Origin of the sequence: Pseudomonas sp. NPDC090203 (genome assembly GCF_044746765.1) — a bacterium.
GTDB classification, from domain to species: Bacteria; Pseudomonadota; Gammaproteobacteria; order Pseudomonadales; family Pseudomonadaceae; genus Aquipseudomonas; species Aquipseudomonas putida_AD.
On record NZ_JBIVCV010000004.1, the window covers coordinates 59,200 to 80,203 of the forward strand.

Sequence of the window (21,004 nt, forward strand, 5' to 3'; positions counted from 1 at the left end):
TGGCGGCGCGTTGATTCGGGATAGTGAGAAAGTGCTGCGGGGGCGCTGCGGAAAAGCTCGCAAGCGCCCGTCAGGGCGATCAGTCGCGGCGCAACGGCACCGATTGGCCTCCCAGGTAGTCCATGGCGGCCAGCACGCCGCTCGATTGCAGTTTCACCCCGGCCATCTGCAGGCCCATCTCGCAACCGGTGAGCGTAGCCATCAATGTCAGATCGTTGCAGTCGCCCAGGTGACCGATGCGGAACATGCGCCCCTTGAGCTTGCCAAGGCCGGTGCCCAGGGACATGTCGAAGCGCTCGTAGATCAGCTTGCGCACCTGGTCGGCATCGATGCCTTCGGGCGTCATCACGCCGGTCAGCACCGGGCTGTACACGGCAGGGTCTGCGCACTGGATCTCAAGCCCCCACGCATTGACCGCCGAGCGGCAGGCGTGGGCCAGGCGGTTATGGCGGGCGAACACGTTGTCCAGGCCTTCGCCCAGGATCATGTCCAGCGCCTCGGACAGGCCATACAACAGGTTGGTGTTGGGGGTGTAAGGCCAGTAACCGGTCTTGTTCATCTCGACGATTTCTTCCCAGGCCCAGAAACTGCGGGGCAGATCGGCGCTCTTGCTGGCTTGAAGGGCCTTGGGAGAGAGGGCGTTGAAGCTGATGCCCGGCGGCAGCATCAGGCCTTTCTGCGAGCCTGAAACCGTGACATCGACGCCCCATTCGTCATGGCGATAGTCCGCCGAGGCGAGGCCCGAGATGGTGTCCACCAACAGCAGCGCCGGGTGCCCGGCGGCATCGATGGCCCGGCGCACCGAGGCGATGTCGGAGGTCACGCCGGTGCTGGTTTCGTTGTGCACCACGCACACTGCCTTGATGCGGTGGCCGCTGTCGGCGCGCAGGTGCGCTTCGACCATCCCCGCATCGACCCCGCCGCGCCAGCCTTCGATGCCCGGCTTGCCAATGAACTGCGGCTTGAGGCCAAGGCTCAGCGCCATTTTCTGCCACAGCGTGGCGAAGTGGCCGGTTTCGAACATCAGCACTTCATCGCCCGCGCTCATGGTGTTGCACAGCGCCGCTTCCCAGGCGCCGGTGCCGGAGGCGGGGTAGATGACAACCGGGTGTTGGGTCTTGAAGATCTTCTTGATGCCATCGAGAACCTTCAGGCCCAGCTCGCCGAACTCGGGGCCGCGGTGATCGATGGTAGGGTAGCTCATGGCGCGCAGGATGCGATCCGGCACCGGGCTGGGCCCTGGAATTTGCAGGAAGTGGCGGCCGGCAGGGTGGAAGTCGAGTTTCAGCATGGGTGTCTCCTCTTGTTTTTGTATTTTGAATTCAAAATACGCTAGCACCTCGCTGAGCTACGTCAATGGACGACTTTGAGCTAATATCAGCTGCAAATGGCCCGCTTTAAGTATAAGAAACGCCCTGAAGCCAGCTTTTCGTGATGCAGTAGAGGAATCTTGCATGCAAAATTTCGAGCCGTCGGGCGCCACCCCCGACCCGCGCCTGTCGCTCAAGGTCGAGCGTCAGCGCCTTCATGACATTGTGGTCGAGCACCTGCGCAGCTTCATCACCGAAGGCGTGCTGCCGCCCGGGACCAAGCTCAATGAGCGCGAGCTGTGCGAAACCCTTGGGATTTCCCGCACGCCGTTGCGTGAAGCGCTGAAAGTGCTGGCAGTAGAAGGCCTGATCGACATCAACCCCAACCGTGGCGCGAGCGTTTCGCGCATGTCGGAGATGGAAATTCGCGAGACCTTCGAACTGATGAGCGGTATCGAAGCATTCGCCGGGGAGCTGGCCTGCGAGCGCATCACCCCCCAGGAACTGGAAGACATCAAGGCGCTGCATTACGCCATGGTGGTGAGCAAGAACCAGAACGACTTGCCCGGCTACTACCAGCGCAACCGCGCCATCCACGACATGATCAACCTGGCTGCGCGCAATACCGCGTTGCGTCAGGTCTACCTGTCGCTGAACCGACGCATTCAGGCGCTGCGATACCTGTCCAACCAGCAGGCGCCGAAGTGGGAGCGGGCGTTGCACGATCATGAAGAGATGATCACCGCCTTGCAGGCTCGCGACGGCAAGCGGTTGAGCGACATCCTGCGGCACCATCTGTTGGAAAAGCGCGACGCAATCATGTTGATGGTGCGAGCCGAGGGCGAGCATCCCGATTCGATCCGGCGGTGAAAGCGGCGGGGCCTGCAGCCGGCCTGTCACATGCGCACTCCGCCCCGTAGCAGCACGGCTTGCCGGCGGGAGCGGTGTGTCAGACACCTATAATTGACTGATACACCGCTCCCGCCGGCAAGCCGTGCTGCTACGGGTGATATGAAATTTCTATAACGTTAGTTTAACTTTTGTATCGCTAGTTAAAGTAATACTGTATTTCCAGGAATGAAATAATCGCGCTTATATCGATATGGGCAATGTTTCATATCGACCGCAAATATTTATCGCCGCGACGATAACGCGCAACAATCGCTGCCAGAAGCAAACGAATAGACGCTTTGCTCAACTTGCAGACTACTCAGATACTGGAGATCCAAAATGAAATATGTCGCCTTCGCAGCCCTCTCGTTTTTCAGTGTTTTCGCATCGGCCAACGAACTGGCTGACAACGCCGCCGCCTCGAACAGCGCACGCCCGCTGACCCAGGTCGAGCAGTACAACCGCCACAAAGGCCTGGACGTAGCCAAGGTCTCCAGCGTAACCACCGCGCAGGATCCAGAGAAAGTCGATGGTCTGGTCAAGTCGAGCATGGTCTACGTTGACAGCCAGGGCGCCACTCACACCCTTGAATACACCACCATGGGTTATGGCCGTCAGAACGGATAATGAAGTCCGGTTTGATTGATGTCCGAACGGTTAAATGAAAACGCTGCGTTGATCGCAGCGTTTTTGTTTGTATGGCTTTTACCCAGTTGATTATTAACGTTCTCGAGAAACACCTAATACATTTTCGTAAAAGTCCTTGAGCGTCTCGACAAACTCTTCAGCCAGCCGGGTCCGTGCATGGGCGGCCGGCCAGATGACGTAGGTGGGGAACAGGATGTCCGGCTTGAATGGCCGTATCACGATGTCCCGATGCTGGTAATCGCGGGCCACCAGTGGGTGGGCCAGGGTGATGCCCATGCCCAGTGCCACCATCTCGCAGTTGATCGCACTGTATTGCGCCTCCACGGCCATGACCCGTTCCACGCCGGCCTGTTCGAACAGGCCGTCCACCAGTGCGCGGGTGCCGTCGCCGTGACACAGGGAAACGAAGGTTTCGCCTTCGAGATCAGTGAAGGTGATGTGCTCGCGCCCGGCCAGAGGATGGGAGGCGGGGAGTACGCAGACCGCAGGCACCATCGCCAGCAACTCGCTCTGATCACTGCTGACGTCACCTGGGTGAACCACCAGGCCAATGTCGCAGAATTGCGATTTGACCCATTGCTCCACAGTCTGCGAGGAGTTCACGTGCAGTGAAACCGTCAGTTCCGGGCGTGAGTCGGTAAAGGCCTTCAGCGCCCGGGGAATCATGCTCAGGCCGGTGGAAGGCACTGCCGCGACCCGCAGGCGGCCGGTGCCCAGGTTGCGAATGTTCTTCGCCGAAAGCCTCAGCGAATCCATGCCGACGTACGCACGCTCCACTTCCTGAAAGAACGCCTGGCCTTCCTGGGTCGGAATCAGCCGCACCCCGGCGCGTTTGAACAGGCTAAGCCCGGTGCTCAGTTCCAGTTGTGCGATCAGGCGGCTGACGTTGGGCTGCGAGGTGTACAACGCCTCGGCTGCGGCGGTCATCGAGCCCAACCGCATGACGCTTCGAAACGCTTCGATCTGCCTGAGGTTCATCTGGCCTTCCATATCAAATATGAATAACTAACCCGGATATCCGTATTTGACCATATGGGACGCCTGTCGCAATACTCGAATTGCACCCCATAGCGCACATGAAGATGCGCCACCGGGCGATGGATTCCCCCGGATATGCATGCACCGTGCATGCATGGCTTCAGCCTCGGTTGAAGCAACTGACGCATTGTTCGATCTGCCCCATGCACTTCGGAGATAGTCTGTGAATAGCCTTAACTCGTCCCCAGCAACACCGCCGTTTCGTCCGTTCCAGCGCGCCGCGCTCGCCCTTGCCGTGACCTTCGCGGGCCTTGCGAGCCAGCAGGCGCTGGCCGAACCCACCTTGTACGTCGCCGGTGTCGGTGGTTCCACCGAGCAGATGTACAAGACCCAGGTCATTCCCGCCTTCGAGAAGCAGCACAACGTCAAAGTGGTGTACGTGGCGGGCAACTCGACCGAAACCCTGGCCAAGTTACAGGCCCAGAAAGGCCGCCAGCAGATCAACGTGGCGATGATGGATGACGGCCCGATGTACCAGGCGCTGCAGCTTGGCCTGTGCGAGAAGCTCAGCGATGCGCCGGTGTACAAGGACCTCTATCCCCTGGCGCGGTTGAGCCCCGAGGCGACCGGCATTGGCGTGGTCGCCACTGGCATCGGCTACAACGAGGAGGCGTTCAAGAAGCGCGGCTGGGCAGCCCCGGACTCCTGGGAGAACCTCACCGACCCGCGCTACAAACAGCTGCTGGGCATGCCCCCGGTGACCAACACCTACGGCCTGCACACCCTGGTCGAGATGGCCCGCCTGCGCGGCGGCGACGAGAAGAACATCGACCCCGGCTTCAAGGCGCTCAAGGATGAAATCGGCCCCAACGTGCTGGCCTGGGTGGCCGCGCCCGGGGAAATGGACGGCATGATGCAGAACGGCGATGTGGTCATGGCGGTGTACGGCAGCGGCCGCGCCGTGGCACTGCAAGGCACCGGCTTTCCGCTGAAATTCATCTACCCCAAGGAAGGCGGCATCGCCTTGCAGATCGCGGCGTGCGGCGTCACGCCCAATGCCCTGCCCGAGCTGTCCCAGGCGTTCATCCAGTATGTGCTTTCGCCTGAAGTCCAGGAAATCCAGGCCCGGGCCAACGGCTTCGCGCCGGTCAACCAGACCGTGAAGCTGCCGCCCGATGTGGCCTCGCGCATGCCTTACGGCCCCGAGAAGGTCAATGCGCTGATCAAGGTCGACTGGGACGCGATCAACCAGCAGCGTGGCGAGTGGACCACCCGCTGGAATCGTACTGTCGAGCGCTGATCTCAGGTCACGCAGACAGCGGCATCCCCGATCCTTCCGAAAACCATCCTGGAGACGCAGGCCTGGCCTGCGTGGCACGCCAATGGCATTTCTCACACTCGAAGGCATCGTCAAGAGCTACGGCAGTTTCAAGGCCATTGACGGTTTGAACCTGGAAGTCCGGCACGGCGAGTTCATCGCGCTGCTCGGGCCTTCCGGCTGCGGCAAGACCACCACCCTGCAATCGATCGCCGGTTTCGTGCAGCCCACCGAAGGGCGGATCGTGCTCGACGGGCGCGACATCACCCACGTACGTCCCGAGCAGCGCGGGCTGGGCATCGTCTTTCAGAGCTATGCGCTGTTTCCGCACATGACCGTGGCGCAGAACATCAGTTTTGGCCTGGAAATGCGCGGCGTGCCCAAGGCCGAACGCAAGAAACGCATCGATGAAGCACTGGATCTGGTGCGCCTGGGCGGGCTGGGGGAGCGTTACCCCAAGGCGCTCTCGGGCGGGCAGCGTCAGCGGGTGGCGATTGCCCGGGCACTGGCGATCCGGCCCAACCTGTTGCTGCTCGATGAGCCCATGTCCAACCTGGACGCCAAGCTGCGCGAAGAGATGCACATCGAACTGCGCTCGATCCAGCGCGAGCTGGGCATCACCACGATCCTGGTGACCCACGATCAGGTCGAGGCCATGACCATGAGCGACCGCATCGCCGTGATGCACAAGGGGCGCATCGTGCAGATCGACACGCCGTTCGAGGCCTACGAACGGCCCCATTCGCCGTTCGCCTCGGCGTTCCTGGGCAAGACCAACGCCTTTGCCGGCGCCGTGCAACTGCGCAATGCCCGCTGCTGCCATGTGCAGGTCCACGACACCCTGCTGCACGTACCCCACGAGGACCGCTCGCTGGGCAATGACGTCAACGTCTACATCCGCCCGGAAAAGATCCGCCTGACGGCCTCGGGCAGTGGCCGTGTCAGCGGGCGCATCCGCCTGCGGGTGTTCCTCGGCAATCTGTGGCTGATCGCCGTGGAAAGTCATCTGGGCCTGGTGCACATGACCCAGCCCAACCTCGGCACGCCGCCACCGGAGGAGGGCAGCGAGGTCGGGCTGGACTGGTCCGATGACGACCTGCGGCTGCTGGATCGGGAGGTCGCCCATGGCCAGGTATGACGCCGAACACGTCGGCGCCGCGCCCTGGATTCTCAGCGGCCCGGCGCTGCTGGTGTTCATCGCGCTGCTGCTGGCGCCCCTGATGCTCACCGCCGTGCTGTCACTGAACCTGTTCAGTGACACCGAAGGGGTGATCCCGGCCTACAGCCTGGGCAATTACCTGGAGGTGTTCAAGGACAGCTACTTCCACGACATCTTCCTGCGCACCGGCGGCATGGCGCTGGCGGTCACCGTGCTGTGCGTGCTGCTGGGCATTCCCGAGACCATCATCATCGCGCGAATGGCGCCGCGCTGGCGCTCGTTGTTCCTGCTGGTGGTGCTGGGTCCGCTGCTGATTTCGGTGGTGGTACGCACCCTTGGCTGGGCGATTCTGCTGGGCAATAACGGCCTGATCAACGACGCCTTGCAGGCACTGGGCATCACCGAGCAACCGGTGAAGATGCTGTTCACCCAGGTTGGCGTGATCATCGCCCTGACCCACGTGCTGGTGCCGTTCATGGTGATTGCGGTGTGGGCGACCTTGCAGCGCCTGGACCTGCAGGTCGAGTGGGCCGGGTTGTCGCTGGGCGCCTCCAGGCTGACGGTGTTTCGCCGGATCATCCTGCCGCAGATCATGCCGGGGGTGCTCTCCGGGTCGATCATCGTGTTCGCCCTCGCAGCCTCGGCCTTCGCCACCCCGGCGATCATCGGCGGACGGCGCCTGAAAGTGGTGGCCACCGCAGCCTATGACGAGTTCCTCGGCACCCTCAACTGGCCCCTGGGCGCAGCCATCGCGATGCTTCTGCTGGTGGCCAACCTTGTCATCATCCTGGGTTGCAGCAAGCTGGCCGAGCGCCGCTTCAAGCAAGTCTTCGAGTAGACGACCATGCACAAGAACGGATTTTTCTCGCTGCTGTTTCATGCTGCTTTCGTCACCTTCATCGTTGCGCCGCTGGTGGTGGTGATGGTCATGGCGTTCACCAGCAAGGGCTATCTCTCGTTGCCCACCGACGGCCTGTCGCTGCGCTGGTTCCGGGCGTTGCTGGAAAACCAGGAAATGCTCGACGCCTTCATGCTGTCGATCAAGCTGGGCCTGGCGTCGGCCACCATTGCCGCGTTGCTGGCGATTCCTGCGGCGCTGGCGATCAGTCGCTACGACTTTCCCGGGCGGGGCGCGCTGACCGGCTTTCTGCTGTCGCCGCTGATGATTCCGTCGGTGGTGCTGGGCATCGCCTTCCTGCGCTTCTTCTCCCTGGCGCACATCGGCGGCTCGCTCTGGGCCCTGACCCTGACCCATGTGATCGTGGTGCTGCCCTATGCACTGCGCCTGACGCTGGCGTCGACCATCGGCCTTGAGCGCGACATCGAGCACGCCGCGCTGTCGCTGGGTGCCACTCGCTGGAAAGCCTTTTACCGGGTGGTGTTGCCGCGCATCCGCACCGGTGTGATCGGTGGCTGGATGCTGGCGTTCATCCAGAGTTTCGATGAGCTGACCATGACCGTTTTCGTCGCCACGCCGGGCACCACCACGTTGCCAGTGGCGATGTACAACCAGATTTCCCAGACCATCGACCCCTTGATCACCGCAGTGTCCACGGTGCTGATCCTCGGCACGCTGCTGTTGATGCTGGTATTGGACCGACTGGTCGGGCTGGATCGGGTACTGATCGGAGAAGGCAAATGAGCCAGGATGCAAACGGCGTCACCCAGGCGGACGTGATCGTGATTGGTGGCGGCCTGGTCGGCACGGCGGTCGCCTATGGCCTGGCGCGCAGCGGGGCGGACACCCTGGTCCTGGATCAGGGCGACGATGCCTTCCGTGCCTCGCGGGGCAATTTCGGGCTGGTGTGGGTGCAGGGCAAAGGCCACGACCTGCCGGACTATTCGCGTTGGACGCGGTCGTCTGCGGCGCGCTGGGCGGGGTTTGCCCAGATGCTGCTGGCCGATGGCGGAGTCGATGTGCAGCTCAGGCAGCAGGGCGGCTTTCACATGTGCTTCAGCGATGACGAAATGCTTGAGCGCCAGACGCGCCTGCAAACCCTGCAGGATGCGCTGGGCGACTACCCGTTCCAGATGCTCGGCGCCGCAGACCTCAAGGCCCGCCTGCCGCTGATCGGCCCGGCGGTGGTGGGCGCCAGCTACACGCCCCAGGACGGCCACGTCAATCCGCTGAAACTGCTGCGGGCGTTGCACGCATCGACCCAGGCCCGTGGTGGGCGGCTGATCGGTGGGGTGCAGGTGGATCGTATCGATTGCGCGGCGGGCGAGTTCTGCGTCACGGCTGGCCAGCGCCGTTTCATCGCGCCACGCATCGTGCTGGCGGCGGGGCTTGGCAATCCGGGCCTGGCCCGACAGGTGGGACTGCATGCGCCGGTCGCGCCCAACCGCGGGCAGGTGCTGGTCAGCGAGCGGGTCCGGCCGTTTCTCGACTACCCGACCATCAATGTGCGCCAGACCGACGAGGGCACCGTGCAACTGGGTGACTCGATGGAGGAGGTGGGGTTCGACGACCGCACCACCACCGAGGTGTTGGCGAAAATCGCCCGGCGCGGCGTCTCGACCTTCCCGCTGCTGAGTCAGGTGCGGCTGGTGCGGGCCTGGGGCGCGCTGCGGGTCATGAGCCCCGATGGTTTTCCGATCTACCAGCAGTCGCCGCGGCATCCGGGGGCGTTCGTGGTCACCTGCCACAGCGGCGTGACCCTGGCTGCCGCCCACGCCCTGCGCATCGCGCCGTGGATCATGGGCGGCGAGCAACCCGAGGAGCTGGGGGTGTTTACCGGCGACCGTTTCCTGACTGACAAGGTGTTTTCCCATGCGCACTGAACCGCTGTTTCAACCGGTCATGAGTGAGGTCAGGTCGACACGCACCGTGAGCCTGACTTTCAACGAACAACCCCTGAATGTTCCGGCGGGCACCAGTGTCGCAGCAGCATTGCTGATGTCCGGGATCGGCCGGTTTCGCGCCACGCCGGTCAGCGAGTCCCCGCGCGCACCCTATTGCATGATGGGCGTGTGCTTTGAATGCCTGGTGGAGATCGATGGCGTGCCCAATCGCCAGAGTTGCCTGATCGAGGTCAGCGACGGCATGCGCATCCGCTCCCAGGAAGGTGCTCGCGACCTGATGTTCGCGCCCGTGGATGTCGAGACGTTCGAGGTGCAGCCATGAATCCGGTCAATGTCGATGCGGTGGTCGTAGGGGCCGGTGCCGCCGGTATGTCGGGCGCCGTGGCGCTGGCCCGCTCCGGGTTGCAAGTGGTGTTGCTGGACGAGCAGGGCAGCCCGGGCGGGCAGATTTACCGGGGCATCACCCTGGCGCCGCTGGGCCGTCGCGACATGCTCGGTCCCGATTACGCCCATGGCAACGAGTTGGCGCAAGCGCTGGCCGCGTCCAGCGTCCAGTACGAGAAGGGCGCGGCGGTGTGGCAAGTGACCCGCGATCATCAGGTCAGCTACCTGCGCGACGGGCGCCTGCATACCTTGCAGGCCAGGGCGGTGCTGCTGGCCACCGGCGCCATGGAGCGCCCCTTTCCGATTCCGGGCTGGACCTTGCCAGGTGTGATGACCGCGGGCGCGGCGCAGATCCTCCTGAAAAGCTCAGGCCTTGCGCCGAGCGAGCCGGTGGTGCTGACCGGCTGCGGGCCGTTGCTGTACCTGCTGGGCTGGCAATACCTGCGCGCGGGTGTGCCGATCAAGGCACTGGTCGACACCACCCGCCCCGAAGACTACTGGCGTGCGCGGCGGCACCTGTTTGCCGCATTGCGCGCCTGGCCTTACCTGCGCAAAGGGCTGGACCTGATGCGCAGCCTGCGCAGCGCCGGCATCGCTCATTACACCGGCGCCGAGCAACTGGCCATTGAAGGCGAGGAGGCCGCTCGCGCGCTGGTCTTCACCGTCGGCGGCAAGGCTCAGCGGGTGGCGACTCGTTGCGTGTTGCTGCACCAGGGTGTGGTGCCGAACATCCAGTTCAGCCAGTCGTTGCGCGCAAGTCATCACTGGGACGCCGATCAATTGTGCTTCAGTCCCAAGGTCGACCCCTGGGGCGCGCTGGATGTGCCCGGCATCTATGTGGCAGGCGATGGCGCCGGTATCGGCGGCGCCCAGGCGGCTGCGGTGCAAGGCGAGCTGGCCGCATTGGGCATCGCCCGGCAACTGGGCACCCTCAGCGACGCCCAGCGCGATTATCGCGCCGAGCCGCTTCGCGCAAGGCTTGAGTCGAACCTGCGCATCCGGCCGTTTCTCGATGCGCTGTACCAGCCCAAGGAGGCCAATCGCATCCCCGCCGACGAGGTCATGGTGTGCCGCTGCGAAGAAGTCACGGCCGGCGAACTGCGCCAGTTCGTGGCGCTGGGCTGCACAGGGCCGAACCAGGCCAAGTCTTTCGGACGTTGCGGCATGGGGCCGTGCCAGGGGCGCATGTGTGGCCTGACGGTCACTGAAGTCATTGCCAAGGCGCGCGGCGTATCGGCCTCGGAAGTCGGCTATTACCGGATTCGCCCGCCGATCAAGCCGATCACGCTGGGAGAGCTTGCCGGTGAATAGTCAGAGCCCTCGGCAAAGCGATGTGCTGGTGATCGGCGGCGGCATTCATGGCCTCAGTACCGCGTTTCACCTGGCGCTGCGCGGGGTCAAGGTGACGGTGCTGGAAGCCGATTACTGCGCCCGTCATGCCTCGGGTGTCAACGCCGGAGGGGTGCGCACGCTGGGCCGGCACACGGCGGAAATCCCGCTGGCGCTGTCGTCCCGCGAGCTGTGGCACGAACTTGGAAGCGTGCTGGGCGACGACGGCGGTTTCGTCGCCAGCGGCCAACTGAAACTCGCCGAAAACCCAGCCGAACTGGAGGAGTGCAGACGCCGGGTGCAGCAGCTTCAGGCTTTGGGTTTCGATCATGAAGTGCTGATCGACCAGCAGCAGGTGTTCGAGATCATTCCCACTGTGGCTCGTCATGTGGTGGGCGGCATCTGGGTCAAGGACGACGGCTATGCACTGCCGTTCAGAACCGTGACGGCGTTTCGTCTGGCCGCTGAAAAGCTCGGCGTGCAGGTGCTGGAAGGCACCAGGGCGCAGTACATCGAACAGAGCGGCAGTCAGTGGAAAGTCGTGACGCCTGCCGCGGTGTTCAGCGCCGAGCACTTGGTGATTACCGCCGGGGCCTGGGCGCAGGAGCTGGCGGCGCAAGTGGGCGAGCCGGTGCCTGCGCATCCCGAGGGGCTGATGCTGATGGTCACCCATCGGGTCGCGCCCTTTTGTGCGCCAACCCTGGGAGCCACCGGGCGTGCGCTGTCGTTCAAGCAGTTCGCCAACGGCACCGTGGTCATCGGCGGCAAGCTGATCGGCGCGCTGGATTTTCCGGCCCGCCATGGCGAGGTCGACATGACCCGTCTGAGCACCAGCGCGCGCACCGTGACCGACCTGTTCCCGCACCTGAAGCACCTGGGCGTCAACCGTGTGTGGGCCGGGGTCGAGGCCTTCACCGCCGACGATCTTCCGGTGATCGGCGCCAGCCGCAAGGCGAGCAAATTGAGCTACTCGTTCGGCTTCTGCGGCAGCGGATTCCAGATGGGCCCCGGCACCGGCAGGCGCCTGGCCCAACAGATTCTCGGCGAGCATTCAGACCTCTCGCTTGCGGCCTTCGCCATCGACCGCTTCACCAGGACAACCAGTGCCGACGCCCTGGCCACCCATCAACACGCTGCACCCATTACCAACCATTGAGGAGTTCACATGCTGGAAATCACCCGTATCGAAACCAACCAACGCATGAGCCGCGTCGTGCAATGCAACGGCTTCACGTTCCTGGGCGGGCAGACGGCAACCGACCGCAGCCTGGACATCAAAGGCCAGACCGCGCAGGTGCTGGAAAAAATCGACAACTATCTGGCCAAGGCCGGCCTGGACAAGACCCGCATTCTCAGTGCTCAGGTATGGCTGTCGGACATCGCCGCCAACTTTGCCGGCATGAACGAGGTGTGGGACGCCTGGGCACCGGAAGGCCACGCACCTGCCCGCGCCACGGTTGAATCGCGACTGGCGGCGCCTGATCTGCTGGTGGAAATCACGGTGGTGGCGGCAGGCTGATGTGCCCGCTGCCGCGCCTCTGTGCGCGGCAGCGGTTCAGCATCAATCGATGCGAGGGTGTTGCTGCACCAGCTCCTTGCGCTTGGCCTCAAGCTCGGCGATCTGGGTATCGATGTCTTCGATCTTCTGTTCGATATTGTCGTGGTGTTCTTGCAGTAGTTCCTTGGCTTCCTCGAGGTCCGAGGCTGCAGGCGCTGCACCGCGCAACGGCTTGTTGGCGGTTTCCTTCATGGTCACCCCAGTGACCAGGCCAATCACCGCGACCACCATCAGGTAGTACGCCGGCATGTAGAGGTTGTTGGTGCTTTCCACCAGCCAGGCGGCGAGGGTGGGCGTCAGGCCGGCAATCAGCACCGAGACGTTGAACGCGCTGGCCAGGGCGCTGTAGCGGATGTGCGTGGGGAACATCGCGGGCAGGGTGGACGCCATCACGCCGATGAAGAAGTTCAGCACCACTGCCAGAATCAGCAATCCTGCGAAGATCACCCCGATCTTGCCGCTGTTGATCAGCATGAACGCCGGAATGGCCAGGATGAACAGCGCAACGCTGCCGACAATGATGAAGGGCTTGCGGCCGATCTTGTCGCTGATGAAACCGATCAAAGGCTGCACGAACAGCATGCCGACCATGATCGCGATGATGATCAGCACCCCGCGGTCTTCGCTGTAATGCAGGTTGTGCGACAGGTAGCTGGGCATGTACGTCAGCAGCATGTAATACGTCACGTTGGTCGCGACCACGATGCCGATACAGGTCATCAGGCTGCGCCAATGCTTGGTCGCGACTTCCTTGAACGAGACCTTCGGACCATGGGACAGGCCTTCGCGGTCGCCCTGTTCGAGCTTGTCCACGTGCTGCTGAAAGGCCGGGGTTTCTTCCAGTGCGTTACGCAGGTACAGCCCGAGCATCCCCAGGGGCAGGGCGAGGAAGAACGGCAGGCGCCAGCCCCATTCCTCGAACTTCTCCTGACCCAGGAAGGTGGAAATCATCACCACCAGGCCCGCGCCGAGGACGAAACCGGCAATCGAGCCGAAATCCAGCCAACTCCCGAGAAAGCCGCGCTTGCGGTCGGGTGCATACTCGGCGACGAAGATCGACGCGCCGGTGTACTCGCCGCCCACCGAGAAGCCCTGGGCCATCTTGGCCAGCAGCAACAGGATGGGCGCCCAGATGCCAATCGAGGCGTATGAGGGAATCAGGCCGATGGCGAAGGTGCTCAGGGACATGATGATAATGGTCGCCGCCAGCACTTTCTGGCGCCCGTACTTGTCGCCCAGGGCACCGAAGAACAGCCCGCCCAGCGGCCTGATCAGGAACGGCACCGAGAAGGTCGCCAGTGCCGCCACCATCTGCACGCTTGGGTCGGCGCCGGGAAAGAACACCTTGCCCAGTACATACGCGACGAAGCCGTAGACGCCGAAGTCGAACCACTCCATGGCGTTGCCCAGGGCCGCTGCGGTGATCGCCTTGCGCATCTTCGCGTCGTCGACGATGGTGATGTCCTGCAACCCGATGGGGCTGACTTTTTTCTTTGATTTCATACCGGTCACTCTGTTTCAGAACTGTCGATGCCATTGTTTTGGTGGCACGCTATTCCCGTTCAGATACAAAAAGACGCAAAATAATTCACCTTGAAGCCCGGTTTTTGTTTCTTCACGTTTTCAAAGCCGTTGCAGATGACTCTCCCCCCGGCCCGGCGACCGATCGGCACCCCGGCCTCAAAGCACGAGACTTCCCGCGCAAAACCCGGATAATGGCGGCCATTTCGCTTTCGCTATTGTGGTGCTGCCCATGGAAATCAAGGTCAACTTTCTCGACAACTTAAGGCTTGAGGCCAAGTTCGACGACTTCACGGTGATCGCCGACCAGCCCATTCGCTACAAGGGCGACGGCTCGGCGCCGGGGCCGTTCGACTACTTCCTGGCGTCGTCGGCCTTGTGCGCCGCGTATTTCGTGAAGTTGTACTGCAGCACCCGCAATATCCCGACGGACAATATCCGCCTGTCGCAGAACAACATTGTCGACCCGGAAAACCGCTACAGCCAGATCTTCAAGATTCAGGTGGAACTGCCTGCCGACATCTCGGAAAAGGACCGTCAGGGCATCCTGCGCTCCATCGACCGCTGCACCGTGAAGAAAGTGGTGCAGGCCGGTCCCGAGTTCGTGATCGAGGAAGTCGAGAATCTGGACGCCGACGCCCAGGCGTTGCTGATGCCGGCGTCGGCCGCGACCGAAGGCACTTACATCCTGGGCAAGGACCTGCCGCTGGAGCAGACCATCGCCAACATGTCGGGCATCCTGGCCGAGCTTGGGATGAAGATCGAAATCGCCTCGTGGCGCAACATCGTGCCCAATGTCTGGTCGCTGCATATCCGCGACGCGCATTCGCCGATGTGCTTCACCAACGGCAAGGGCTCGACCAAGGAGAGCGCGCTGGCCTCGGCGCTGGGCGAGTTCATCGAGCGCATCAACTGCAACTTCTTCTACAACGACCAGTTCTGGGGAGAGGACATCGCCAACGCCGAGTTCGTGCATTACCCGAACGAGCGCTGGTTCAAGCCGGGCCCTGGCGATGCGCTGCCCGAAGAGATTCTCGACCCGCACTGCCTGGCCATCTACAACCGCGACGGTGAACTGCGCGGCTCGCACCTGTACGACACCAACTCGGGCAATACCTCGCGGGGCATCGTGTCGCTGCCGTTCGTGCGCCAGTCCGATGGCGAAGTGGTGTACTTCCCGTCCAACCTGATCGAGAACCTGTTCCTGAGCAACGGCATGAGCGCCGGCAACACCCTGGCCGAGGCGCAGGTGCAATGCCTGTCGGAGATTTTCGAGCGGGCGGTCAAACGCGAGATTCTCGAAGGCGAACTCGCGCTGCCGGATGTGCCCCAAGAGGTGATCGCCAAGTACCCGGGCATCCTCGCCGGGATCAAGGGTCTGGAAGAGCAGGGCTTCCCGGTGCTGGTCAAGGATGCGTCGCTGGGCGGCGAGTTCCCGGTCATGTGCGTCACCCTGATGAACCCGCGCACCGGCGGCGTGTTTGCCTCGTTTGGTGCCCACCCAAGTTTTGAAGTGGCGCTTGAACGCAGCCTGACCGAGTTGCTGCAAGGGCGCAGTTTCGAGGGGTTGAATGATCTGCCGGCGCCGACCTTCGAAGGTCAGGCGGTGATCGAGCCGAACAACTTCGTCGAACACTTCATCGACTCCAGCGGTGTGGTGTCGTGGCGGTTCTTCAGCGCCAAGGCCGATTACGATTTCGTCGAGTGGGACTTCTCCAGCGAAGGCGAAGAGGCCAATGCCGAGGAAGCCGCGACGCTGTTCGGCATCCTCGAAGACCTGGGCAAGGAGGTCTACATGGCCGTGTACGAGGACCTGGGCGCCACGGCGTGCCGGATCCTGGTGCCGGACTATTCGGAGATCTACCCGGTCGAGGACCTGATCTGGGACAACACTAACAAGGCCCTGGCCTTCCGCGCCGATATCCTCAACCTGCACAACCTGAGCAAGGTCGGCCTGCGCACGCTGGCCAAGGGTCTGGAAGACAGCGAGCTGGATGATTACACCGACATCACCACGCTGATCGGCATCGAGTTCGACGACAACACCCCGTGGGGGCAGTTGACGATTCTGGAATTGCGTCTGCTGATCTACCTTGCCTTGCAGAAGTATGAAAAGGCCAAGGACCTGGTGGAAGCGTTCCTGCAGTACAACGACAACACCGTCGAGCGCGGGCTGTTTTACCAGGCGGTGAACGTGGTGCTGGAAATGCAACTGGACGACGACCTGGAACTGGCCGACTACGAGGTCAACTTCCGCCGCATGTTTGGTGACGAACGCATGGATGCGGCGATTGGTTCGGTGGATGGCAGTGTGCGTTTCTATGGGCTGACACCGACCAGCATGAAGCTTGAAGGGCTCGATCGGCATCAGCGGCTGGTCGACAGCTACAAGAAACTCCACACCGCGCGGGCGAAGGCAGCGGGCTTGGCGGGCTGACTTCGGCCGGGCATCTTCATCGCCAGACACGCCCGGTCGCGGGCAAGCGCGCTCCTGCAGTGTATGTGGTGTGCCGCCGACGCCGGCAAGCCGTGCTGCTACGGGGTTGAGGTGAAGCACCAAGCGTGTCTCTGACCGAAGCCGTAGGAGCGCGCTTGCCCGCGAAGGCGGTGGTACATCCAATGCATCTCCATTGCCTGAAACGGCGAATCGCGAGCAAGCTCACTCCTACAGGACCTGTGTCAGGCGAGCTTCGGTGGTCACCACGAACCTGTAGGAGTGAGCTTGCTCGCGATGAGGACGGTACATTCAACACATCTCTGTCAGCTGAAACGCCCAGTCGCGGGCAAGCGCGCTCCTGCAGTGTATGTGGTGTGCCGCCGACGCCGGCAAGCCGTGCTGCTACGGGGTCGAGGTGAAGCAGCAAACGTGTCTCTGACCGAAACCGTAGGAGCGCGCTTGCCCGCGAAGGCGGTGGTACATCCAATGCATCTCCATCGCCTGAAACGGCGAATCGCGAGCAAGCGCTTCTATAACGTCCAGCCCAGGCCCAGGGATTTGTGCAAGGAGGCGAAATCCTTGAGCAGTTCTGCATCGCCTGAGATGCGGCTTTCCTGGGCCTGGTAGCGGGTGCGTTCGGCGTCGAGCCAGTCCAGGGTGCTGGCGGTGCCGGCGCGGTAGCGTTGGCGGGTCAGGTCGGCGGCGCGGATGGCGGAGGCTTCGACATTGCGCAGCAGCACCACGTTTTCCCGCTGGTGGCCGTAGCGCACCAAGGCCACATCGGCGTCGCGCAGGGCGCTGAGCACCACGCTCTTGTACTGGGCCAGCGCTTCATCGCGACCGGCCTTCGCACCTTCGACACTTGCCGCCACTCGGCCAAAATCCAGAATGTTCCAGCTCAGGCGCGGCAGCAACAGCCAGGTGCCGTTGTCCTTGCGCGCCAGATGGCCGGGATCGCCCGCCGAGAATGACAAGTCCCCGGTAAGGCTCAGTTTGGGAAACCAGTCCGCCTGTTTCTCGCCGATCTGTGCATTGCTCGACGCAAGTGTACGCTCGGCGGCGCGGATGTCGGGGCGAGCCTTGAGGATCGCCGCCGGATCGGCAAACGGCACCTTCTGCGGCATGGCGGGCAGGGGTTGGGTAGACGACAGACGAGCGTCCAGTTCACCCGGTTCCAGCCCGCAGAGCAGGCCCAACTGATCGACGGCCTGCACGATCGACGCCTGCAGCGGAAGACGCTGGGCGCGAGTGTTTTCAGCCTGGGTCAGCACCTGTTCCAGTTGCAACTGCGAAGCCACGCCACGGCTGCGACGCTGTTGGGTCAGGTCCACCGCCTGCTGTTCGATGTCGACACTGGCGTCCACCAGCGCCAGGCGAGTTTGCTGATCACGCAGGTCGACGTAGGTCTGCACCACTTCGGCGGCCAGTTGCACCTGGGTGTCCGCCAGTTTTGCCGCGGTCGATTCGGACTGCGCCTGCGCCGCCTCGACCGCCCGGCGCGTGCCGCCGAACAGGTCGGCCTCCCAACTGGCGTCAAACCCGGCCAGGTACAGCGTCAAGGGCCCGCGACCGCCGCCACCGCCACTGTCACCCAGAAAGGAGGTGTCGGGAGAGCGCAGTTTCAGCATCGCCGCATCGGCCGTGACTTTGGGCATCGCGGCGGCGCGCGAGCCGCTGAGGCTGGCGCGGGACTGGCGCAAGCGGGCCTGGGCACTGGCGATGTCCGGGCTGTTGTGCAGGGCTTGCGTGACCAGTTGATCAAGCAGCGGATCACCCAATGACTGCCACCACTGGGCGACCCCGGGCTCGCGCACGGCAGGATCATCGGCGTGTGGCAGGCGCCCGGCCGCCAAGGTCTTGGGCGCCACATCGGGCGCGCCCTGGTAGTCCGGCCCCACGGTGCAGGCGGACAACAGACCAACGGCCAGAAACAGCGGAATCGAACGGGAAATCATTGTCGTGGGCCTGCCTGCGCCGGGCGCGTTTTCAGGATGAAGATCAGGGGCAGGCACGCCAGCATCGCCAGCCCCAGCACATAAAAGGCGTCGTTGTAGGCCAGCACCGAAGCCTGCTGCGCGATGTCGCTGGCCAGTTGCGCGAAAGCCTGCATCTGCGCGGTGGACGGATCGCCGGTTTGCGCAAGGAAGCTGGCGCTCTGGCTGGCGATCTGGTCCTGTGCCAGCTGGCTGTTGGCAAGGATGCCTTCGCGCAGCACGTCGTCATGGAAGTGGCTGCGCCGGTCCATCAGCACCCCGAGCAAGGCCAGCCCGAGGGTGCCGCCCAGGTTGCGCGACATGTTGTAGAGCCCGGCGGCGTCGCCGGCATCGCGGGCGTCCACCGAGCGCATGGACAACTGGCTGAGGGGCATCATCACCAGAATCTGGCCGAAGCCTCGCAGGATCTGCGACAGGACGAAGTCATGGCCGACACTCTGCGAGGTCAGTTCGGTGTCGACGAAACAGCTCGCCCAATACAGCAACAGACCCAGGCCGACCATGTAGCGCAGGTCGTAGCGGCCCAGCATCTTGGGCAGGATCGGCATCAGCGCGAATGCCGGGATGCCCGACAGCAGCATGATCGAACCGGCCTGTTCGGCGTTGTACCCCGAGAGAATCCCGAGGAACTGCGGCACCAGATACGCCGTGCCATAGAGCCCCGCGCCCACCGCCGTGGCGATCAGCAGCACGCTGCCAAAACTGCGGTTGAGCACCAGTTGCAGGCGCACGATGGGCGTGGCCGAGCGCAGTTGGCCCAAAGCGATGAGGAAAAAACCGACCAGCGTCGCGATGCTCAGCCAGATGATCAGCAGCGAATCGAACCAGTGCTCGCGCTGGCCTTCCTCCAGTACCACGGTCAGCGAACTGAGCCCCAGTGCCAGGCCGACGATGCCCGCCCAGTCGGCCTTGATGAAGCGTTCCAGGTTCATCTTCTCCGAGGGCAACCCGGTGAGCAGCAAGGTGATGAGGGCGATGCTGATCGGCAGGTTGAGGAAGAAGCACCAGCGCCAGTCGATGTTTTCCGTCAGCCAGCCACCGACCACCGGCCCCAGCAGCGGCCCGAGAATCGCGGTCATGCCGAACAGCGTGGTGCCGATGGGCAACTGATGGGCAGGCAGGCGCGTGCGCACGATGGTCTGCGCGGTCGGGATCATCGCACCGCCAGCGAAGCCCTGGCCGATGCGCCCGGCGATCATCGCCCCGAGGCTCGACGACAATCCGCAGAACATCGAGAAGAAGGTGAACATCAGCGCCGTGCCCACCAGGAACCGGCGCAGGCCGAAGACCCGCGTCAGCCAGGCGGCGAGAGGGATCATGACGATTTCCGACATCAGGTAGCCGGTGGCGATCCAGGTACCCTCGGTGCCGGTGGCGCCGATCTGGCCCTGAATCTGCGGCAGCGCCGAGTTGGTGATCGAGATGTCCAGGGTCGCCAGCAATGCGCCGAGCGAACCTGCGGCGACGGCGATCCAATCGGTCAGCGAGGCGTTACGCGGCTGGCTGGCCTGTGCTCCGGCTTCGCTGCCGGCGGCCAGGGCCTCAGCCATGATCGGCGTCTGCCTTGTTCGAGCGGATGTCCACCTTGACCGTGGCCGACAGCCCCGGAACCAGCGCCGGACGCAGGTCGTTGGTCACATCCAGAGCGATGCGCACCGGCACCCGCTGGACGATCTTGGTGAAGTTGCCGGTGGCATTGGACGGCGGCAGCAGGGCGAACTGCGCGCCGGTACCGGGGGCCAGACTGTCGACGTGACCGTGCAGCTCGCGGCCCGGCAGCGCATCGACCTGCACGCTGACCGACTGGCCGGAGCGCATGTCGCCGATCTGGGTTTCCTTGTAATTGGCGGTCAGGTAGATGGCGTCCACCGGCACTACCGTCAGCAGCCGGGTGCCGGGCTGCACGTACTGGCCGACGCGCACGCCACGGTCGGCGATGCGGCCATCCAGCGGGCTGCGAATCACCGCGTCATCGACATCGAGCTGGCTCTGCGCCTCGCTGGCCTTGGCCACCCCGAGTTGCGCCTGGGCCTGTTTGAGCTGGGCCTGCAGGGTGCCGTTGCGGGTTTCGCTGGAGCGCAGCGCCGCTTGTTTGGCGGCTACCGTGCTGCGGGCCTGGGCAAGCTGGTTGTTCAGTTGCGCCAGACGCTCTTCAGGCTCGGCGCCGGAGCGGGCCAGCGGTGCATAGCGCGCGACCTCGGTCTGGGCATGTCGGGCGTCGGCCTCGGCACCTTGCAATTGCGCGCGCGCTTCGGCGATGGCCGAGTCCTGTTGCACCAGGTCGGCCTGGGCCTTGGCCAGGTCCGCGGTGCGGGCCGCGATGGTGGCCGAGGCTTCATCGCTGACTGCCTGATATTTGCGTGCGTCGAGGCGCACCAGGACGTCGCCGCGTTTGACCGTCTGGTTGTCCGCCACCAGCACTTCGCCGACGTAACCGCTGATCTTCGGCGCGACGCTGATGCTGTCCGCTTGCAGATAGGCGTCGTCAGTGGTTTCGATGAAGCGTCCGGCCAACCACCACCAGGCCGCCCACGCCAGCGCGATGGCCAGCGCCACCGTGACCAGCGCCAGCAGGATGCGCCGCGCTTTGCCGCGCTGGCCGTTGACGGTTTCATCAGGCGCAGCCTGTGGCACGGCTGGAGGGGGAGGCGTTGCGGCGGACATCGGGATGCTCC

Annotated in this window: 18 protein-coding genes; 12 read left to right on the top strand and 6 right to left on the bottom strand. The window is 63.6% G+C overall.

All coding sequences use genetic code 11. The features are described from left to right. Nucleotides 1-79: 79 nt before the first annotated feature. A complete protein-coding gene (locus ACIPO9_RS08130) occupies nt 80-1,291 on the bottom strand; it encodes a pyridoxal-phosphate-dependent aminotransferase family protein (RefSeq protein WP_400779949.1) in 1,212 nt (403 codons plus the stop codon). Nucleotides 1,292-1,454: 163 nt separating this feature from the next. Here ACIPO9_RS08130 and ACIPO9_RS08135 point away from each other — a divergent pair, with 163 nt between their 5' ends. After that, nucleotides 1,455-2,180 (top strand): GntR family transcriptional regulator, encoded by a 726-nt coding sequence (locus ACIPO9_RS08135; RefSeq protein WP_400779950.1) that lies wholly within the window; start codon nt 1,455-1,457, stop codon nt 2,178-2,180. Nucleotides 2,181-2,540: 360 nt separating this feature from the next. Then, nucleotides 2,541-2,828 carry a DUF2790 domain-containing protein gene (locus ACIPO9_RS08140; protein ID WP_400608456.1) on the top strand — a complete coding sequence of 96 codons (288 nt, stop codon included), beginning with the start codon at nt 2,541-2,543 and terminating at the stop codon, nt 2,826-2,828. A 93-nt stretch (nt 2,829-2,921) separates the two neighbouring features. On the opposite strand, the gene ACIPO9_RS08145 is transcribed toward ACIPO9_RS08140, so the two are convergent. Beyond that, nucleotides 2,922-3,827, bottom strand: a complete 906-nt coding sequence (locus ACIPO9_RS08145; RefSeq protein ID WP_274131283.1) for a LysR substrate-binding domain-containing protein — start codon at nt 3,825-3,827, stop codon at nt 2,922-2,924. 223 nt (nt 3,828-4,050) lie between these two features. Here ACIPO9_RS08145 and ACIPO9_RS08150 point away from each other — a divergent pair, with 223 nt between their 5' ends. The 9 genes from ACIPO9_RS08150 to ACIPO9_RS08190 all read left to right on the top strand — a co-directional run bounded on the left by ACIPO9_RS08150 (nt 4,051) and on the right by ACIPO9_RS08190 (nt 12,338). Then, nucleotides 4,051-5,127, top strand: coding sequence for an ABC transporter substrate-binding protein (locus ACIPO9_RS08150; RefSeq protein ID WP_400779952.1), 1,077 nt, complete (start codon nt 4,051-4,053; stop codon nt 5,125-5,127). An 82-nt stretch (nt 5,128-5,209) separates the two neighbouring features. Beyond that, the gene (locus ACIPO9_RS08155) at nt 5,210-6,283 is read left to right on the top strand and encodes an ABC transporter ATP-binding protein (RefSeq protein ID WP_400608452.1); all 1,074 of its coding nucleotides are present in this window, start codon (nt 5,210-5,212) and stop codon (nt 6,281-6,283) included. Beyond that, nucleotides 6,270-7,142, top strand: a complete 873-nt coding sequence (locus ACIPO9_RS08160) for an ABC transporter permease (protein ID WP_274131278.1) — start codon at nt 6,270-6,272, stop codon at nt 7,140-7,142. The genes ACIPO9_RS08155 and ACIPO9_RS08160 overlap by 14 nt, the downstream gene beginning before the upstream one ends. Before the next feature lie 6 nt (nt 7,143-7,148). Further along, a complete protein-coding gene (locus tag ACIPO9_RS08165) occupies nt 7,149-7,946 on the top strand; it encodes an ABC transporter permease (RefSeq protein ID WP_274131276.1) in 798 nt (265 codons plus the stop codon). After that, entirely contained in the window at nt 7,943-9,085 is a 1,143-nt protein-coding gene (locus tag ACIPO9_RS08170) for an NAD(P)/FAD-dependent oxidoreductase (protein ID WP_400779954.1), read from the top strand. Before ACIPO9_RS08165 ends, ACIPO9_RS08170 begins: the two co-directional genes overlap by 4 nt. Then, on the top strand, nt 9,075-9,428 hold the full coding sequence (locus ACIPO9_RS08175; RefSeq protein ID WP_400608445.1) for a (2Fe-2S)-binding protein: 354 nt from the start codon (nt 9,075-9,077) through the stop codon (nt 9,426-9,428). The genes ACIPO9_RS08170 and ACIPO9_RS08175 overlap by 11 nt, the downstream gene beginning before the upstream one ends. Further along, nucleotides 9,425-10,801, top strand: coding sequence for an NAD(P)/FAD-dependent oxidoreductase (locus tag ACIPO9_RS08180; protein WP_400779956.1), 1,377 nt, complete (start codon nt 9,425-9,427; stop codon nt 10,799-10,801). Before ACIPO9_RS08175 ends, ACIPO9_RS08180 begins: the two co-directional genes overlap by 4 nt. Continuing rightward, complete coding sequence (locus tag ACIPO9_RS08185) at nt 10,794-11,975, top strand: NAD(P)/FAD-dependent oxidoreductase (RefSeq protein WP_400779958.1); 1,182 nt, start codon at nt 10,794-10,796, stop codon at nt 11,973-11,975. The genes ACIPO9_RS08180 and ACIPO9_RS08185 overlap by 8 nt, the downstream gene beginning before the upstream one ends. A gap of 12 nt (nt 11,976-11,987) precedes the next feature. Continuing rightward, complete coding sequence (locus ACIPO9_RS08190; protein ID WP_400608582.1) at nt 11,988-12,338, top strand: RidA family protein; 351 nt, start codon at nt 11,988-11,990, stop codon at nt 12,336-12,338. Nucleotides 12,339-12,380: 42 nt separating this feature from the next. Here the strand turns inward: ACIPO9_RS08190 and proP are convergent, their stop codons facing one another. Continuing rightward, nucleotides 12,381-13,880 carry a glycine betaine/L-proline transporter ProP gene (gene proP / locus ACIPO9_RS08195; protein WP_400779960.1) on the bottom strand — a complete coding sequence of 500 codons (1,500 nt, stop codon included), beginning with the start codon at nt 13,878-13,880 and terminating at the stop codon, nt 12,381-12,383. Between the two features lie 250 nt (nt 13,881-14,130). Between proP and ACIPO9_RS08200 the strand changes: the two genes are divergently transcribed. After that, nucleotides 14,131-16,335: an OsmC domain/YcaO domain-containing protein gene (locus ACIPO9_RS08200; protein WP_400779962.1), complete on the top strand. Its 2,205-nt coding sequence runs from the start codon at nt 14,131-14,133 to the stop codon at nt 16,333-16,335. A gap of 530 nt (nt 16,336-16,865) precedes the next feature. Here the strand turns inward: ACIPO9_RS08200 and ACIPO9_RS08205 are convergent. The 3 genes from ACIPO9_RS08205 to ACIPO9_RS08215 are packed head-to-tail and all read right to left on the bottom strand — an operon-like array spanning nt 16,866 to nt 20,993. Continuing rightward, a complete protein-coding gene (locus tag ACIPO9_RS08205) occupies nt 16,866-18,290 on the bottom strand; it encodes an efflux transporter outer membrane subunit (protein WP_400779964.1) in 1,425 nt (474 codons plus the stop codon). Continuing rightward, the gene (locus ACIPO9_RS08210; RefSeq protein ID WP_400779965.1) at nt 18,287-19,879 is read right to left on the bottom strand and encodes a DHA2 family efflux MFS transporter permease subunit; all 1,593 of its coding nucleotides are present in this window, start codon (nt 19,877-19,879) and stop codon (nt 18,287-18,289) included. The genes ACIPO9_RS08205 and ACIPO9_RS08210 overlap by 4 nt, the downstream gene beginning before the upstream one ends. Continuing rightward, a complete protein-coding gene (locus tag ACIPO9_RS08215; RefSeq protein ID WP_400779967.1) occupies nt 19,872-20,993 on the bottom strand; it encodes an HlyD family secretion protein in 1,122 nt (373 codons plus the stop codon). The genes ACIPO9_RS08210 and ACIPO9_RS08215 overlap by 8 nt, the downstream gene beginning before the upstream one ends. Nucleotides 20,994-21,004 lie beyond the last annotated feature (11 nt).

Bases quoted from the DNA above. Each gene is read 5' to 3' on its own strand.
- ACIPO9_RS08130 (WP_400779949.1), bottom strand. From the start codon at position 1,291: ATGCTGAAACTCGACTTCCACCCTGCCGGCCGCCACTTCCTGCAAATT.
- ACIPO9_RS08135 (WP_400779950.1), top strand. From the start codon at position 1,455: ATGCAAAATTTCGAGCCGTCGGGCGCCACCCCCGACCCGCGCCTGTCG.
- ACIPO9_RS08140 (WP_400608456.1), top strand. From the start codon at position 2,541: ATGAAATATGTCGCCTTCGCAGCCCTCTCGTTTTTCAGTGTTTTCGCA.
- ACIPO9_RS08145 (WP_274131283.1), bottom strand. From the start codon at position 3,827: ATGAACCTCAGGCAGATCGAAGCGTTTCGAAGCGTCATGCGGTTGGGC.
- ACIPO9_RS08155 (WP_400608452.1), top strand. From the start codon at position 5,210: ATGGCATTTCTCACACTCGAAGGCATCGTCAAGAGCTACGGCAGTTTC.
- ACIPO9_RS08160 (WP_274131278.1), top strand. From the start codon at position 6,270: ATGGCCAGGTATGACGCCGAACACGTCGGCGCCGCGCCCTGGATTCTC.
- ACIPO9_RS08165 (WP_274131276.1), top strand. From the start codon at position 7,149: ATGCACAAGAACGGATTTTTCTCGCTGCTGTTTCATGCTGCTTTCGTC.
- ACIPO9_RS08170 (WP_400779954.1), top strand. From the start codon at position 7,943: ATGAGCCAGGATGCAAACGGCGTCACCCAGGCGGACGTGATCGTGATT.
- ACIPO9_RS08175 (WP_400608445.1), top strand. From the start codon at position 9,075: ATGCGCACTGAACCGCTGTTTCAACCGGTCATGAGTGAGGTCAGGTCG.
- ACIPO9_RS08180 (WP_400779956.1), top strand. From the start codon at position 9,425: ATGAATCCGGTCAATGTCGATGCGGTGGTCGTAGGGGCCGGTGCCGCC.
- proP (WP_400779960.1), bottom strand. From the start codon at position 13,880: ATGAAATCAAAGAAAAAAGTCAGCCCCATCGGGTTGCAGGACATCACC.
- ACIPO9_RS08200 (WP_400779962.1), top strand. From the start codon at position 14,131: ATGGAAATCAAGGTCAACTTTCTCGACAACTTAAGGCTTGAGGCCAAG.
- ACIPO9_RS08205 (WP_400779964.1), bottom strand. From the start codon at position 18,290: ATGATTTCCCGTTCGATTCCGCTGTTTCTGGCCGTTGGTCTGTTGTCC.
- ACIPO9_RS08210 (WP_400779965.1), bottom strand. From the start codon at position 19,879: ATGGCTGAGGCCCTGGCCGCCGGCAGCGAAGCCGGAGCACAGGCCAGC.
- ACIPO9_RS08215 (WP_400779967.1), bottom strand. From the start codon at position 20,993: ATGTCCGCCGCAACGCCTCCCCCTCCAGCCGTGCCACAGGCTGCGCCT.